16 protein-coding genes and 1 pseudogene are annotated in these 15,551 nt (G+C 65.8%); 6 read left to right on the top strand and 11 right to left on the bottom strand.

Features of this window, described 5'->3' with window-relative positions:
- Positions 1–4 precede the first annotated feature (4 nt).
- The 3 genes from LC068_RS07675 to LC068_RS07685 all read right to left on the bottom strand — a co-directional run bounded on the left by LC068_RS07675 (position 5) and on the right by LC068_RS07685 (position 1,921).
- Complete coding sequence (locus LC068_RS07675) at positions 5–1,096, bottom strand: hypothetical protein (protein WP_226636022.1); 1,092 nt, start codon at positions 1,094–1,096, stop codon at positions 5–7.
- Positions 1,097–1,110: 14 nt separating this feature from the next.
- The gene (locus LC068_RS07680; protein WP_209120614.1) at positions 1,111–1,410 is read right to left on the bottom strand and encodes a PadR family transcriptional regulator; all 300 of its coding nucleotides are present in this window, start codon (positions 1,408–1,410) and stop codon (positions 1,111–1,113) included.
- A 124-nt stretch (positions 1,411–1,534) separates the two neighbouring features.
- Positions 1,535–1,921 (bottom strand): hypothetical protein, encoded by a 387-nt coding sequence (locus LC068_RS07685; protein ID WP_226636024.1) that lies wholly within the window; start codon positions 1,919–1,921, stop codon positions 1,535–1,537.
- A gap of 115 nt (positions 1,922–2,036) precedes the next feature.
- On the opposite strand from LC068_RS07685, the gene LC068_RS07690 reads away from it, so the two are divergent.
- Positions 2,037–2,906 carry a dihydrodipicolinate synthase family protein gene (locus tag LC068_RS07690; RefSeq protein ID WP_226636026.1) on the top strand — a complete coding sequence of 290 codons (870 nt, stop codon included), beginning with the start codon at positions 2,037–2,039 and terminating at the stop codon, positions 2,904–2,906.
- Between the two features lie 24 nt (positions 2,907–2,930).
- On the opposite strand, the gene LC068_RS07695 is transcribed toward LC068_RS07690, so the two are convergent.
- Together LC068_RS07695 and LC068_RS07700 are read right to left on the bottom strand one after the other, a co-directional pair.
- Complete coding sequence (locus LC068_RS07695; protein ID WP_209120602.1) at positions 2,931–3,140, bottom strand: helix-turn-helix transcriptional regulator; 210 nt, start codon at positions 3,138–3,140, stop codon at positions 2,931–2,933.
- Positions 3,133–3,834: a hypothetical protein gene (locus LC068_RS07700; RefSeq protein WP_226636028.1), complete on the bottom strand. Its 702-nt coding sequence runs from the start codon at positions 3,832–3,834 to the stop codon at positions 3,133–3,135. The genes LC068_RS07695 and LC068_RS07700 overlap by 8 nt, the downstream gene beginning before the upstream one ends.
- Before the next feature lie 129 nt (positions 3,835–3,963).
- On the opposite strand from LC068_RS07700, the gene LC068_RS07705 reads away from it, so the two are divergent.
- Entirely contained in the window at positions 3,964–4,284 is a 321-nt protein-coding gene (locus tag LC068_RS07705) for a hypothetical protein (RefSeq protein ID WP_226636029.1), read from the top strand.
- Positions 4,285–4,361: 77 nt separating this feature from the next.
- On the opposite strand, the gene LC068_RS07710 is transcribed toward LC068_RS07705, so the two are convergent.
- From LC068_RS07710 to LC068_RS07720, 3 genes are all read right to left on the bottom strand, one after another.
- A complete protein-coding gene (locus LC068_RS07710; RefSeq protein ID WP_226636031.1) occupies positions 4,362–4,808 on the bottom strand; it encodes a thiol-disulfide oxidoreductase DCC family protein in 447 nt (148 codons plus the stop codon).
- Positions 4,809–5,173: 365 nt separating this feature from the next.
- Entirely contained in the window at positions 5,174–5,905 is a 732-nt protein-coding gene (locus LC068_RS07715; RefSeq protein WP_226636032.1) for an extensin family protein, read from the bottom strand.
- Positions 5,906–5,960: 55 nt separating this feature from the next.
- A complete protein-coding gene (locus LC068_RS07720) occupies positions 5,961–8,951 on the bottom strand; it encodes a class I SAM-dependent DNA methyltransferase (protein WP_319002482.1) in 2,991 nt (996 codons plus the stop codon).
- Between the two features lie 93 nt (positions 8,952–9,044).
- Here LC068_RS07720 and LC068_RS07725 point away from each other — a divergent pair, with 93 nt between their 5' ends.
- From LC068_RS07725 to LC068_RS13800, 3 genes and pseudogenes are all read left to right on the top strand, one after another.
- Positions 9,045–9,230, top strand: coding sequence for a hypothetical protein (locus LC068_RS07725; protein WP_226636034.1), 186 nt, complete (start codon positions 9,045–9,047; stop codon positions 9,228–9,230).
- Positions 9,231–9,424: 194 nt separating this feature from the next.
- Positions 9,425–11,557, top strand: coding sequence for an excinuclease ABC subunit UvrB (uvrB, locus tag LC068_RS07730; RefSeq protein ID WP_226636035.1), 2,133 nt, complete (start codon positions 9,425–9,427; stop codon positions 11,555–11,557).
- A gap of 121 nt (positions 11,558–11,678) precedes the next feature.
- Positions 11,679–11,777: pseudogene (locus LC068_RS13800) on the top strand (hypothetical protein); the annotation flags it as partial.
- A 21-nt stretch (positions 11,778–11,798) separates the two neighbouring features.
- On the opposite strand, the gene LC068_RS07735 reads toward LC068_RS13800, so the two are convergent.
- From LC068_RS07735 to LC068_RS07745, 3 genes are all read right to left on the bottom strand, one after another.
- Positions 11,799–12,890, bottom strand: coding sequence for a hypothetical protein (locus tag LC068_RS07735; RefSeq protein ID WP_226636036.1), 1,092 nt, complete (start codon positions 12,888–12,890; stop codon positions 11,799–11,801).
- Positions 12,891–12,902: 12 nt separating this feature from the next.
- Positions 12,903–13,550, bottom strand: coding sequence for an MT-A70 family methyltransferase (locus LC068_RS07740; protein ID WP_226636037.1), 648 nt, complete (start codon positions 13,548–13,550; stop codon positions 12,903–12,905).
- Positions 13,551–13,693: 143 nt separating this feature from the next.
- Positions 13,694–14,503, bottom strand: a complete 810-nt coding sequence (locus LC068_RS07745) for a BglII/BstYI family type II restriction endonuclease (RefSeq protein ID WP_226636038.1) — start codon at positions 14,501–14,503, stop codon at positions 13,694–13,696.
- Between the two features lie 818 nt (positions 14,504–15,321).
- On the opposite strand from LC068_RS07745, the gene LC068_RS07750 reads away from it, so the two are divergent.
- Positions 15,322–15,510: a hypothetical protein gene (locus LC068_RS07750; protein WP_226636040.1), complete on the top strand. Its 189-nt coding sequence runs from the start codon at positions 15,322–15,324 to the stop codon at positions 15,508–15,510.
- The last annotated feature ends 41 nt before the right edge of the window (positions 15,511–15,551 follow it).

The raw sequence follows: 15,551 nt of genomic DNA on the forward strand, positions 1-15,551 counted from the left end.
AGTCCTACCTTCCCACGAACAGCGTCTTGAGCGCACCCAGCAGAGCGAACACCTCACCCAGGATGGCCGCCGCGACGATCAGCATCAGGATGGTGTCGACGCCGTCATGCGTGCGGACCAGCGTCTCGGTCCGTTCGACGAAGGCCCCGACACTGTCCACCCGGATCAGCGACGAGAACGGCGAATACAGCCAGATCCAGCCCAGCAGGGTCAGGGAGGCGCCGCGGAACACCACATCGCCGAACGCTGTCAGCCGCGCGGGCGAGCCGGTCAGCGCCCGCAGCACATGGAAAAGCCCCTGCGCCGCCGCGAACACCAGCACCGGCCAGTACAGCAGCGTCACCGTCTCGGCGAATAGCAGGCCATAGTCGATCTCGCCGCGCACCAGCTCCCCGCCCAGGTCCTCGGGTCGGAAGCCCAGACCCAGCAGGCCCGACCACCACAGCAGGAAGATGCCCCAGCCCGTGGCGCTGCCCAGCGCACCCGCCGTCGGCGACATCTTCGGCAGGGATGCGTCCAGCGCCTTGTCGGTTTCGGCCAGCGTCCCGCCGCCGCTCTTCTCGTGGAGGGCGTCCCACCACCGGCGGCTGAACACCCCCACCTCGAACAGGCCCAGGTCCTTCGCCCGCCAGTCGGTCAGGAAGGCCGGCTTCTTCGCCTGCCGCTCGATGATGAAGCCGGCCAGCGTCGCCAGCCCCACCACCGTCAGTCCGCTCTCGAACAGGCCGGCAAACGCCTGGCCGATGGCCTGCCCTACCTCGACCTGGCCGAACAGAATGCGCGCCACCGCGCCCACCGCCGTGATCAGCACCAGCACCGTCAGCGCCGTCTTCACCCCGAACATCCACCAGGGATAGAGCTCGGGCCCCACCACATGCTGCGGCCCGGCGCCATAGCGGGCGGCCACCGTCAGTGGGTGGCCCACCTCGCGCAGCAGCGCCTCGACCTCGGCCTCGGTCAGCGGCCGGCCCAGTTCGGCCTCGCGCTCCTCGACCCGGCTCATCAAGAGGTCGCGCAGCTCCGCCAGAATGTCCTCGCGGCCGGCGGCGGGCAGCTGCGCCCCCACGGCCTTCAGATAGCGTTCGATCAGGTCCATCGTCCCCTCCGTGATCACAGAATTCGGTCCAGCGAGGCCGACAGCCTGCGCCATTCGGCCTCAAGCCGGCCCAGCATGGCCTCGCCCGCGGGCGACAGCCGGTAAAAGCGTTTCTTGCGGCGCTCTTCCTCGCGCCATTCGCTGGTCAGCAGCCCCTGGCTCTCCAGCCGGCGCAGCAGCGGATAGAGGGTCGATTCCTCCATCTCCAGCCCGTCCTCGCCCAGCGCCACGCGCAGGGAATAGCCGTATTGCTCGGTCTTCAGCCGCGCCAGCACCGCCAGCACCAGCGAGCCCCGCCTGAGCTCCAGCCGCATCGCCTCATAAAGATCGGTCTCGCCCAAGCGCCCGCTCCGCTCGCGTCACATAGTGTGTGACACACAGTGTATGCGACATACTGTATGAGCGAGTCAAGCGGTCGGCGTCATTGCGATGTGGGGCTCAGTTCCCCTCGCGCACCCAGACGCTGCAGCGGGCGATCCAGTGCTGCAGGTCGGCGATCAGCGCGGCGTAATCTTCCGTGGCCAGCTCATGCACGACCTCGCCGTCGAGAAAGGCCAGCGGCTGGTCGGCGATCCGCCGCCCGCGCTCCGTCCTCGGCCAGGGGGCATAGGTGACCCTGAGATGAAAGCCGCCGGTCACCTCGATCTCGAACCGCGTGGCGGCATTCGTGGCGCTGAACAGCACCGAATCCGGATCGCACAGTCCGGGGTCAAGCTGGTCGGACAGGGCGTTCAGCGCGATGCGCCAGCCCGCCGGCACGCGCAGGGCCGGCAGTTCCAGAAAGGCCTTCGAGCCCGGATAGGCGTCCTCGAACCGGACGGTCATGATCGGTCCTGCTGTCGCGTGGAAGAGCTGCGATCCTTGCCGAAACCCGCGCCCCGACACAATCAGAAGCCAAGCCTGACTTGTCGCGCCCCGGCGGTCGCGCTCATCTTCCGCCATGCGCCTCTTCACCGGTCTGTCCGCCTTTCCGATCACGCCGATGACCCCGTCGGGGCAGGTCATTGCCGACAACCTCGCGACCCTCGTGCGCCGGATCGAGGCGGGCGGCGCCGACAGCATCGGCCTGCTCGGAAGCACCGGCACCTATATGTTCCTCGACCGCGCGCAGCGCCGGCGCGCTGTCGCCACGGCCCTCGCCACGGTCACCTCGACCCCGGTGATCGTCGGTGTGGGCGCCCTGCGCACGGACACGGCCTGTGACCTCGCGCGCGACGCCGCGGCCGAGGGCGCCTCCGGCCTGCTCCTCGCCCCGGTGAGCTATACGCCCCTGACCGAGGCCGAGGTCTATGACCATTTCCAGGCCGTCTCGTCGGCGACCGACCTGCCGCTCTGCATCTACAGCAACCCCGGCACGACCCGGTTCACCTTCAGCCCCGCGCTCGTGGGCCGGCTGGCAGCCCTGCCGACTGTGGCGGCCATCAAGCTGCCGCTGCCCGCCGGTCCGCTGGCCCCGGACCTTGCGGCCTTCCGGGCTGCGGCGCCCGGCCTGTCGATCGGCTACAGCGGCGACTGGGGATGCAAGGACGCCCTGCTGGCCGGGTGCGACGCATGGTTCAGCGTCGCGGGTGGCCTGTGGCCCGAGGCGGTCGTCCGTCTCGCAAGAACCGCCATGGCCGGCGACCGCGCCGAAGCGGACCGACAGGACGCGGCCTTCGCCCCGCTCTGGGACCTGTTCCAGACCCACGGCGGTCTCAGGATCGTCTATGCGGCCGCCGCCCTCATGGGCCTGACCACAGCCGACCCGCCCCGGCCCCTGCTGCCTGTCGATGAGACGGTGCGCGCCCAGGTCAAGGCAGCGCTTCCCTGAGGCGCAGCCCCCCGCCGAGGGGCCTCAGTCCTTCAGATAGAACAGCGCCTCGACCGTCACCCCCAGCGCCCGCGCCAGGTCCAGCGCCAGCAGGGTCGAGGGGATGAAGACCCCGTTCTCGACGGTGTTGATGGTCTTCCTCGACACGCCCGCCCGCTCGGCCAGCTCGGCCTGGGTCAGGCCGGCGGCGGTGCGGATGGCCTTCAGGTGCGACCCCAGCCGCGGGTCACCCATCCCCGCGCTCCGGCAGGCCCGCCTCGCGATCCAGCCAGGCAAAGCGCAGCCCGGCCGCCGCCCCGCCCAGCGTCAGCGCCGTGATGATCGCCAGCGGGCTCCACTCCGGCCGCCACAGGCTGACTCCGGCGGCCACCGTGCCGCTCGCCATCAGCACCACGAACGCCGCCCCCAGCGCCCGCGCCCGCAGGGCCCCGGTCAGCTCGTCATCCAGATATTTGCGCTGGGTGCGTGACTGGAAGTCCCAGCCCAGCACCACCATGCTGACCACCCAGGAATACAGCACCGGCATGCCCAGCTGCAAATAGTCGACCACGCCGTCGTCACCCGCCTCGATCCCGCCCCAGGCCTGATACGACACCGCCAGAAAGAACAGGCTGGCCACCGGAAACGCCCACAGGATCCCGTTGCGTCGCGCCTGCAGCCGGTCGCGCCGCACCTGCACCGGCTCGGTCTGCCACCGGCGGTTCCAGGGCCGGAGCCCCCACGCCTTGAACGCCCCCACGATCGCCAGACCGACGCCACAGCCGATCACCCCGGCCACGGCCCCGCCGACGCTGACCCCGGCCCGGACATAGGCCGCCCCCACCGCCGCCATCGCCACCCCGATGACCAGCGCGCTCAGCGCCGCCATCAGCTTCCACCGGCGCGCCCGGCCTTCCTGCGCGCGTTCCTGGTCGGTCATCGTCATCATGGGGCAATCTCCTCAGGCTCAATGTCACCCGTGGGTTACATATCACCTCAAGGTTACACGCCGTCAAGCCCCCTTGGGCGGCAAGGCCCGGGTCGTTGACGCGTCGGGCAGCGCGAGAGAGGGTAGCGCATGGCAGACACCCGCAAACGCAAGCCCGTCATGGATGCGATCTTCGGAGCCCCTCTCACGGGAGATGAGCTTGCCCGGCATATGGCTGCGCGCCCTCCCAAATGGGTCTACTACGCGAAACAGACCACCCGACTTGTCATTGTTGTCGTCCTGATCGCGGCAGCGCTTGATCGGGAAGATCAACTGCCCCTGATCGGGCCCTGGCTTGGGCAGTCCGGGTGGGGTGTGTACCTGATTTGGGGGGGAGGCCTGGCCATTCTCGGACTGTCCGAATGGTATTTCGAGAGGCGCGCCCGCGCGCTCCGTCGAGCGGAACCCTAGGCGGTCCGGACCAGGCGGCGTCGGCGCGCCCTCAAGCAGCGAGGCTCCGCGAGCCGAGCGTCAGGGCGAAAATCCCTTCAACCCCTCTCTGCTCCGGGCCGGGCATCGACGTCCAGGAACCGGTGCCGGTGCCGGGGCTCCACGACGATACAGGACGGTCGCCGGCCGAACCACCGGTACCGGTGCCGCGCGACCAGATCATAGACCTCGTCGCGGATGGGCCTTGGCACGACTGTCAGACCCGCCAGCCAGCACCACGGCTGCCGGAGCATCCCTGCGAGGGCGAGCCCCGCGTCGGATCGTGTCAGCGCCCGCCCGTCCCGGATGACCAGAAAGGTATCGTTGAGGTCCGCCTGCGTGAATCCGTGGCGCTCTGCCAGCGCCAGCCCCGTCGCCGACCACGCGCCCACAAAGTGCAGGTCCGGCCCGCGCTCATGCGCCAGAACAAACCGCACCATCCCGCTGCAGAGCACGCAGTCGGTGTCGAACACGACGATCGGGTGGGGGTCGGTTCCGGAGGGCATCCGCATCCTGTACAGCCATTCGCCGCCCGTCGGGCATGACGACACCCCCCATGTCAGGATGGGTGGTTAGAGGACATCGCCTGTGCCAGCTTGGTGAACCGGCTCGGAGCCGGGGGGCATTACGGCGATGCGATGGATAATTTTGTGGAATACGAGCGGCTTAAAGAATCGGGACGATCTCCACTAGAGGCGTGCCAAGAAGCTCTGCTGGCAAGTGAACACTTCTTCTTTGCGATCCGGATGCTTCGTAGGGTCTATGGCCTAGAATTGGCTGAAGCGAGAGACGTCGCACAAACCGCGGAAGCGTCTAAAGCAGGGAAATGCGGCTAAGTCCGCAACGGCTCGAAAGCGGCCACCACCGGCACTCATCTGCAAAACGCCCGGCCCCCCGGTTCCAGATGCAGATGGTCCTGGTGCGGGGCGTCATAGTCGGGGCTCAGCACCGTGCCGAACACCTGACAGCCCTCGTCGCGGATGCGCTTCAGGAACCGCGCCTCCGGTCCGTCGCCGTACCAGTCCTGCTTGACCATCACCCGCGTGCCGTCGCGCAGCACCACCCCCGCGACATCGATGGCCGCCGCGCGCGAATGGGCGCTGGGCCGCGCGCCCGGCCGGTTCGAGACCGAGCGACACGAATAGGTCCCGTAGTGGACGATATCGACCACGTCCTGGCCGAAGATCTCGCGCGCCGCCGGCTCGACCACCTGCCGCCGCCACACCGACAGGGCCAGCGCCGTCTGGCAGGTCATCACCGGCCCCCCGGGCGACAGGCGCGCCACCGTGCCCCGGTCGATGTCCAGCGTGCCCGCCCCCGCCAGGCCACAGGTCTCGGAATCCACCCGGTCGGGCACGGGGGTAAAGGTCACCCGCGCCGCCTCCAGCTCGGCGCGACAGACCGCCAGGTCCGCCCCCGCCGCATCCACCCGCTCGCGCATGCCGCGATCCGGCCGCTGATCGATCAGCCCGGACGCCAGCGCCACACTGACCGGCGCATTCACCGGCGGCTGGCTGACCGGCCCGCGATCCCCCCACCCCGGCGGCGGCGGATTGGCCCGCCCGCACGACACCAGCACCAGCAGGCCCCCAAGAAAGCTCAAGCCAAGGATCAGTCGGGAGTGTTTCATGGCGCAGGAGGGTAGCGGGATTCGGGAGCTAGCGCCCCGCCGCCGCCCGTTCCTGATTCAGCGCGAACAGCCGCTCCAGAACCTCATCGTCCGACAGGTCGGCGGGCCAGCCATAGGCAGCGGCGACCGCCTCATCCAGCCGCTTGTGGGCCATTTCCAGCCAGGCCGGACGCTGGTTGTAGAGGTTGGTCAGGGTACGGGTCTTCAGCACCTTGGCCGCCTCGTCGCTGACCGGCAGGATGCGGTCGGGATAGCCGGGCACGACCTCGGGCTCGATCCGCACCAGATCGGCCGGATTCAGCCACGCCTCGCGCAGGTCGTTCAGTTCCTTGGCCGCTTCCGCGATGGCAACCGCGCGCGGATCGTCGGCGTAGTCGGCAGCCGGGATGTTGGGCGTTAGCCTCTCGGGGAAGGGGAAGGTCGCGAACACGCTAGTGTGAGTATAGCGCGGGCGGTCTTGGAGATCAGACCCCTTCCGCAAAGCCCAAAGCGCATGGGGGCGACTATGGAGAATTCCGAACGTCACGTCGTCTTCTCTAGGAATGACGATCAGGTTCTTGTCGGGAAGCACCGGCGGCCTAAGCCAAACGAATAGGCGGTGCACCGCCGTCTCCGGCGTGGCGATGTACCTATAGAGATCCCTGATGCGCGCTCGCATTTCGGGACGCGGCCAATGCGGTTCCCACCAACGGGGGCCGGCGCGTTCGCCTAAGTCGTGACGGAGCTCGCGAACGTGCTTTCCGTCCTCGTCGGGAGTGGATTCGATATACTGGAATGGCTTCTCGAACTGCGCCGCAGTTCCTTCAGCGAGGCCCAACGGGAGATCGATGAACCAGACATCCCGAGGCCGCCCTGTAACGTCGTCGCCATTCCAATATGGCCGCAAAATCTCAGCATTCGCTTGGCCGTTCGGATTCGTCGGTGCGGCCATCCAGGAGCGGGCCAGCCCTCCATTAATGTCGAATGGTCCGCTCTTTTGAATGCCAAGGAACGCAGCGTCCCGGTTCTCCGAAAGTGGCAGTGTTTGCGTCAAGTCCAAACCCGAAGTCAGGTCCGAGTTGATGCTGGCGACCACCGTTCCGTCAAGGTAGGTTGCGGACTGTGAGCGACCAAAGCAGACAAGGGAAACGTCTACGGCGGCACCCTCAATCGTCCACTTTTCTTCGCTCCACGCATCGAAGATTCGCGTCGTTGAGACAATATTCCGCATCACGGGAAGGTTGGTGTTCTTCCGGATCGAGTTTGTCGCCACATATCCTGCCGCTTGAACACGCCCGTCCTCAATCATCTCACGGGCCTTTTCGAACCAGTAACAGACTAGGTCGGTGAACCCTGGCAGCTGGTCGTAAACGGCACGAATGGCCTCTGTCGTGTCCGCGCCGAGCTTTCGCTTCATGAGTTTCGCGCCGACATACGGCGGGTTCCCGATGATCGCATCCGCCGCCGGCCACGCCGCCTCCGTCCCGTCCGGGTTCAGCAGCGCATCCCGGTTCTCGATCTGCTCCAGCTTCGTCAGGATCGGTTCGGCATAGGCCGAATAGCCGTTCTTGCGCATCCACTGCAGGTCGCCGATCCACAGCGTCACCCGGGCCAGTTCGGCGGCATAGGCCTCGATCTCGATGCCGCGCACACAGTCCAGCCCCACACGCGGCGCCGGGGGCGGGACGCCCGCCGCCCGCTCGGCGTCGATGATGGCCCGAAGCTCCAGGTCCTTCAGGGCGTGCAGCGCCACATAGAGAAAGTTGCCCGAGCCGCAGGCCGGGTCCAGCACCCGATAGGCAGCCAGCCGCGACAGGAAAGCTTCCAGCCGATCCTTCGCCGCGCCAAAGGCCGCACTCCGGCGGCGGGCGATGGCGCTCAGCTTCTTGCGCCGCCCCGCCTCCCCGGCCTTCGCCGCCTGCGGGTCGACCTTCATGGCCTCGCCTGCTGCATCCATGATGGCGCGGCGTTCTGCATCGGCGGCCTTCATGGCCTGGCCGTGCGCCTTGATCTCGGCCAGAGCCGTTTCCCACTCTGCCGTCAGCGGACGGACAATCACCGGATCGACGATCTTCAGAATCTTCTCACGATCGGTGTAGTGCGCGCCCAGCGCCGCGCGCTGGCGTGTGGCCTTCAGCGCCTCCTCGAACAGAGTGCCGAACACCGCCGGGTCGATCTCGGACCAGTCGTGCTCATCGGACGTGTCGCCGATCAACTTCAGATCGCCCGCTTCCAGCGGCAGGGCGGGCGCTTCGTCGAACAGGCCCCCGTTGAACCAGTGGATGGTGTCGACCCCGAAAAAGCCCCCCGTGCGCATTGTGGAAAACAGCTGTTCCAGCTGAACGCGCGCCTGCTCGGGTCGTCGCTCCGTGTTGCGGATCAGCCGGGTGAACAGCTTGGCGGGCAACAGTTTGGCGTCTTCCGCAAACATGCAGAAGACCAAGCGATTCAGGAAGTGGGCCACGTCACGTGGCGGATGTCCCCGGTCTTGCAACCGCCGCCCCAACTCGCCGAACCTCTGCGCGACCTTGGCCGTCAGCTCTTGCGGGCTGACCGAGGGTTTCAGTCGCTCCGACCCTTCGAACACCTGTCGCAGCAGATCCAGTTTTGCCGGCTCGCGCAGGTCCTCCAGCGACAGTTCGATCACCCGGCTGACGGTGTTGGTCCAGTTCGTGTGGATCACGATCCGGGCCATGTCCGACACGACCAGATAGGGCGGACTCTCCAGATTGGAGGCGTAGATGGTCAGCTGGCGATAGGCGGCGTTCAGGTCCTTGTGCGGGCCCTTGTACTCCCAGCCGAAACAGCCGCGACGCCACACGTCGGCCCAGCCGTCGCCTCCACCCGCCTTGGTCGCGCCCCGCTCGAAACAATAGCGCTCGCCATGCGGATCGTCCTCGGCGGGAGTCGGCTGCCTCAGCAGCCGGCACAGGTCGATGAAATGCTCCTGCGACCCCTGACGCTCGCGAAGCGTCGCGTCACTCCACTTGTCGATGAATTCCGCTGGCGTCACGCCGTCCCCGATTCTCTTGGTCCGCACACTCGCCCGCTGCGTCGGCGAAGCCAAGAGGCGACGGGGGTTGATCGTGGGCGAATCGCGGTAATGTTCCGCCTCTGTTCACGGAGGACCCTCATGGCCAAGAATACCGGTTCAGGTTATCGCCGCGGTGCCGTCACAGGCCGCACCCAGTTTCAACAACCCAATGGCGACTGGCAGAAGCGCAACGAAGTCGGCGGACAGTTCATGGAGCGCAAGTCCAGTCCCGGCCCCTTCAAGGGCGTCGCCAAGGAACCGGATGGGCGCGACGGCAAGGACTGACAACTTCGCGTCCGAAACGGCCCGGCTGGCCGCCGCCGCCTGACCTCGCCCTCCTGACCCCCTAGCCGCGGGCCGGTCGGCGCACTACCTTTCCGTTCATGGCCCGTTCTCCCCGATCGTCGCGTTCCGTCACCGGTGTGTCCGAGGCGTCCGTCGCCTTTGCAGGCGCCTCTGCCGCCCCCGGAAACCTGCCCATGTTCGCGCCGGTCACCGGGCCGCGCCTGACGCCCGAGGAGGCGCCGGGCGCCCCGGCCGACTGGGTGCCGCACAGGCCCTCGCGCCCGACGGACAAGGTCTCGCGGCCCTTCCGGCTGGAGACCAAATACACCCCCGCCGGCGACCAGCCCGCCGCCATCGCCGAACTGGTGGTCCAGGCGGCCGAGGGCGAGCGCGATCAGGTGCTGCTGGGCGTGACCGGCTCGGGCAAGACCTTCACCATGGCCAAGGTCATCGAGCAGACCCAGCGCCCGGCCCTGATCCTGGCCCCGAACAAGACCCTCGCCGCCCAGCTGTACAGCGAGTTCAAGGCCTTCTTCCCCGACAACGCCGTCGAGTATTTCGTCTCGTACTACGACTACTATCAACCGGAAGCTTATGTCCCGAGAACAGACACTTACATTGAAAAAGACTCGTCCATAAACGAGCAGATCGACCGGATGCGGCACGCGGCGACGCGCGCCATCCTGGAGCGGGACGATGTGATCGTGGTGGCCTCGGTGTCGTGCATCTACGGCATCGGCTCGGTCGAGACCTATACGGCCATGACCTTCACCCTGAACGTCGGCGACCAGATCGACGAGGCCAAGCTGCGCGCCGACCTGATCGCCCTGCAGTACAAGCGCAACGACCTGACGTTCGAGCGCGGCATGTTCAGGAAGCGCGGCGACACCATCGAGATCTTCCCCGTCCACCTCGAGGACCGCGCCTGGCGCCTCAGCCTGTTCGGCGACGAGATCGAGGCCATCCACGAGTTCGACCCCCTGACCGGCAAGAAGACCGCCGACCTCGACACCATCACCGTCTATGCCGCCAGCCACTACGTCACCCCGCGCCCGACGCTGAAACAGGCCATCGACGGCATCAAGGCCGAGCTGAAGGAGACGCTCGACTGGATGAACGAGAACGGCAAGCTGCTGGAGGCCCAGCGGCTGGAGCAGCGTACCCGCTTCGACCTCGAGATGATGGAGGCCACCGGCGCCTGTGCCGGCATCGAGAACTACAGCCGCTGGCTGACCGGCCGCGCGCCCGGCGAGCCCCCGCCCACCTTCTTCGAATACATCCCCGACAACGCCCTGCTGTTCGTCGACGAAAGCCACGTCACCATCGGCCAGATCAACGGCATGTTCCGCGGCGACTACAAGCGGAAGTCCACCCTGGCCGAATACGGCTTCCGCCTGCCCTCCTGCATCGACAACCGCCCGCTGAAGTTCGAGGAGTGGGACGCCATGCGCCCCCAGACGGTCCATGTCTCGGCCACCCCCGGCCCGTGGGAGATGGCCCAGACCGGCGGCGTCTTCACCGAACAGGTCATCCGCCCCACCGGCCTGATCGACCCGCCGGTCGAGATCCGCCCTGTCAGCGACCCCACCCGCAACCAGGTCGATGACGTCATCGATGAGGTGAAGGCCACCGCCCGCGCCGGCTACCGCTCGCTGGTCACCGTCCTCACCAAGAAGATGGCCGAGGACCTGACGGAGTACATGCACGAGCAGGGCGTCCGCGTCCGCTATATGCACTCCGACGTCGACACCCTTGAGCGGATCGAGATCCTGCGCGACCTCCGCCTCGGCAGCTTCGACGTGCTGATCGGCATCAACCTGCTGCGTGAGGGGCTCGACATCCCCGAATGCGGCCTGGTCGCCATCCTCGACGCCGACAAGGAGGGCTTCCTGCGCTCCGAGACCTCGCTGATCCAGACCATCGGCCGCGCGGCCCGCAACGTCGACGGCCGCGTCATCCTCTATGCCGACAAGACCACCGGCTCGATGGAGCGCGCCATCGCCGAGACCAACCGCCGCCGCGAGAAACAGGTCGCCTACAACACCGAACACGGCATCACGCCCGAGTCCGTCCGCCGCGACATCAAGGAGATCCTCGCCAGCCCCTATGAGAGCCGCGCGATGGACCGCCTGACCGCCCCCGGCCTCAAGGAAGAGGCCAAACCCTTCACCGGCTCCAACTTCCAGGCCGCCCTCAAGGACATGGAGTCAAAGATGCGCGAGGCCGCCGCCAACCTCGAGTTCGAGGAGGCCGCCCGCCTTCGGGATGAAATCAAACGCATGAAACTCCTCGATCTGGAGTTCGCGCAGGACATGATTTCATCCTGAGGCGACGCGCAGCGGCGCCCCTGCGCGACGACCCGGAGCGAAGCGGAGGGCGGTGGAGCGCGCAGCGCGGAACCAGATCAAGAAGATGAAGGCCCTCGACCTGGAATTCGCCAACGAAATGCTGACCGGCGCCGGCGAAGAGGTCGACAAGTCCGCCCCGAAGCGCTGGCGCGCCGAAGCGGCGGCCGAGAAGGCGGAGGCGTTCCGGAAGGGGCGGTAGGGGGGCTCGGATTCCGCTAGACTAATAGAAAGTGGGAGGTCCGATCATATCTGCAGCTGTCAAAACGAATTCTTTTTCCTGCAGCTTGGCTGCAGATTTGATATCCATAGATAGCCCTACGAGTTTGTAGCAGTATTCGTTGCAAACGATTAGTGCGTCTCGTCCGCTCTTGCTGTATTCTACGTAGCTTTTAAGCGATGCTTTTATACCTTCTTCATCGCGGTACGCGATGAGTTTTTTGGGTGGGCTCCGAACCGAGCCGTCCGCCGCCAGCAAGGGAAGGTGAATGGTCGGAAGGAGCTTCCCCCCCGGTCCTTTCAGGCCTTTCAGTTCTGCAAAATGGTGTTCTTGGCTTTGAGATACAGGCGCCACATGCACGACATGGTTTCTGAGATCGCTCAGCTCCCGAAGCCACCCTTCTGTGGTGCTTTTCAAAACTGCCACGACAAGTGGATGATCTACTGTTTTTGCGTGTTTTCTAAGCCCCGCAATGCTGGTAATATCGGGAGTCTCGCGCTTCAGTAATACCCGCCAAATTGTCTCTGCCAATACGTCTCGAAATGCTGAGGCATCAGAGAGAAATGCATGGACGGCTGCGTCGATATAGGTGGTCCACCCGTTGTCGAAGTGGTTTCCGATTTCTGTTGGAGAAGGCCTCGAAACCGCAGAATGCAGACTTTGATTGTACGCCTCGCTAAGCTGCCTAAGTCGTATTGGGAGCAACTTTAGATAGGTTCTGATCTTCCCAGCCAGCAGTGTCAGAACGTAATCTGAACTCCCATTCGCGGCGTGCTTAACATTGCTCCATGATCGCTCGGCATGCAGGTCGTAGAATCCAAAGCCGGATCGGTATGCACGCCAGTCGGGTGGCTCTACCTCCGCGAAAGCGTGGTTTTGGATAAAGTCGACACCCAGCACCTCAAAGCCAAAATTTTGAAGCGCACCGTAAAGATTCGCATACGGGGGCGTCTTGAAATGCCCAAGCCGGTGGTCTGGGCCTACTTCAATCCAGACCTTTTCATCGTTTAAGTCGACTGCTCTGAGGCCTCCGCTTAGGTGTATTATCCTTAGAGCAGGAACCCTTTTTGTTGGGGGGCTATCGGGGGTAGTCAATGGCCGCTCACATCATTCCGCCGCCACTGCCGAGTTGTACGCATACGTCTTCCATGTCGGCGCATAGGTCTCGTCCGCCTGATTGCCCCAGACGGCCCAGCCGGGCCGTTCGCCGCGCGCGAACAGTTCAAGGTATGGGCCGGGGCTGCACCGTTCGACCAGATCGTACTGCTCGTCCGGTTTGCGGCTGTGTTCGCGCTTGCGGGTCTGGATCATATTGACCTGGCTGCGACCGGGGGCCTCGGTGCGGGCGTTCTTGCCGCGCGTTCCGAACAGGATCAGCTCGGTCACATTGCGAAAATAGAAGCCCACACCGCGGCCGTCTGAGCCGCCGTCCTTGCGGATTTTGTGCCAGACCAGATTGGATTTGTACTGGAACCCCCAGGCCTCCATGACCCTCAACCCTTCGGGCAGGAGGGCGTTGGGCACCCACATGTAAAGGTGGGCCGTATCCTGCGAGACCTCAGCCACCGGCAGGGCGCAGATATCGTCCAGCGTCATAGTCGGATAACGGTTCAGCCGCTTGTGCTCAGGCGCGACCTTGCCGGTGCGGTTCTGAAACTGCCAAGGCGGGTCGGCGAGGATGGTGCGGAACCGACGATCTCCTGCGAACCGCCGCAGATCGCATGCGGCATCCGAAAGCTGTGAATCATAAGCCATAGGCGACCCCGCATTGCGAAGGAATCAGTCCTGCGCGTTACCCACGGTAACGTTGATGTAGGCCGAGAGCCTACAGGGTTCTTACTTTGTTCCGGAAAAAATGTCTACGCACTGGATACGCGATTGATACGGAACTGAGCCGGTCAGTCTGCGACGCAGCGCGGAGTGATACCGAATACCAGCACCGGGCAGGCGCCATTTCGCCCTGCGTTCAGGCGGTACAACAGCTTGCCCATCCATGTGGTGCTGGCGCCGTACTTGCCGGCTGTAGGGCGCGGCTTGCCATCCTTGGTTTCTACTTTTCCGCTCTTGGTCAGGGCTGGGCCCAAGCCCCGAATGAAGTCGGTCATCTCAGTGCCCCGAGTCACCAGAACGCCTACGTCGATCACACCGGTCTGGGCAAAGGCACTGAAGGCGTACAGGTCGCGGTCGAAGGTCTGATCCTTGCTATTCCACTCGAGATCGAACGCAACCTTGCCCTTCACGTAATCGACCTTGTGGCCATCCAGGTATTTTTCTCGCTTGATGATTTCCGGATCTGTCTTCTCGAACCGGGGCTTGGCCAATGGTCTTCCCGATTTGCCAACAGTCACAAACCTCTTGGAAATTTTCTGGACGTGAAGATCGCCACGAATGATTGTCTCGCGCCAGTCCTTGGGCCGAAGGGCCGCTGACAACAGCTTTGGGATTTCGGACTCATTGCCGCCAGCCGTGCGGATCATTGTTTCGGTGATCTCGAAAGCCCTGAGTGCGTCGCAAAGCTCCGCAAACTCCCCCGGGTGGCTCTCGGCGAGGATGGTCGCCGCGCTGCGGTAGCTATAGACCTCGTACTTCTGCAGTAGGTCTGGCGGGATCTTGGCGTCCACCAGCCGCTGAGGGTCAGCGGCTTCGCTCGGCTTCATTGCGACTTCGTCGCGGGAAACCTCGTCCTCGAAATCGTCTTCTTCGGCCATCGTAGGAAGGTGCGCCGGATTCCATCCAAAGTTCAAGCAAGGGCAGTTGCACGCCCACCCAACACCCCCAACCATCCGCACCGCCCCCCATTTCCCCCGCCCTTTCAACACCCCTCCCGCTTCTCGCACCGTTTTGCTCGCCCGGGTCGGGGGGTGTGGCAGGCTGCTCGGGTCCCGTCGCGGGGGAGGGCGCTCGGCCGGCGTTCGATGCGGCGGCGGGAGCGGATGGAGCGGGGCTTGTTTGCTTGGCCTATCGCTCGCGCCGCGGGCGCTCGCTGCTTGAGGCCGTTTGGTCGCGGGCTACGGGTAAACCTCGCGGATGCGAGCCGGGTCAGAGCCAGCAAGGCCGACACCACCCCGCCTCCGGGTGCGGGTGACGTCGAAGGGTCGGGGGGGATACCCGGCCGGTCCAGGGAAGGCGCCGCCGGCGCCTCCTGCCCGCCGGGGGCGCTGCGGTAAGGCCCGAACACGGCCACCCGACGCAAGCTCCCGGAAAACCGTCTGCGCGGGGCGTCAGTCTTCGTCGAAACGGTATTCCATAGAAACTCCGGGCGAAGGCCCGGCGTCCCGCCGCCCTCCCCACCGCTGCCGGAAACGGCAGGGGCGTAGAGGCATGTCCGTTCCCGAACTCCTCCCCCCTCGGGGGAGGGGGACCGTCCGCAGCCCGCAGGGCGAAGGAGGGTGAAGGGGGCAGCGCCGCCGTCTGCCACTCGGGCGCCGATGCCCCGCGTCGGCCCCCTCCACCGCTTCGCGGTTCCCCTCCCCCGAGGGGGGAGGAATGACCGCCCTGCCCTCCTTCCCGAAAAGGATCCCCGCCCATGCCGCATCCCCGACCGGCCCGTCCGGCCCCTGACCCGGAAGACGACGGCTCCCCGGAGGAGCTGGAAGCCCTGCGCGCCGAGCTGCGCGACCGGATGGCGCATCATCAGGCCGCGGTCGCGCGCCTGCTGGCCCACCGCGCCGCCGGCACAGATCCCTGGCGTTCCCCTCCCCCACCCGCCGCTTGACCTGAGGCCGCAACGGTTGCACCCCGGTCGCCCGATCTGAC

It is taken from the genome of Brevundimonas poindexterae, from assembly GCF_020524625.1.
In the GTDB taxonomy this organism is placed as follows: domain Bacteria; phylum Pseudomonadota; class Alphaproteobacteria; order Caulobacterales; family Caulobacteraceae; genus Brevundimonas; species Brevundimonas poindexterae_A.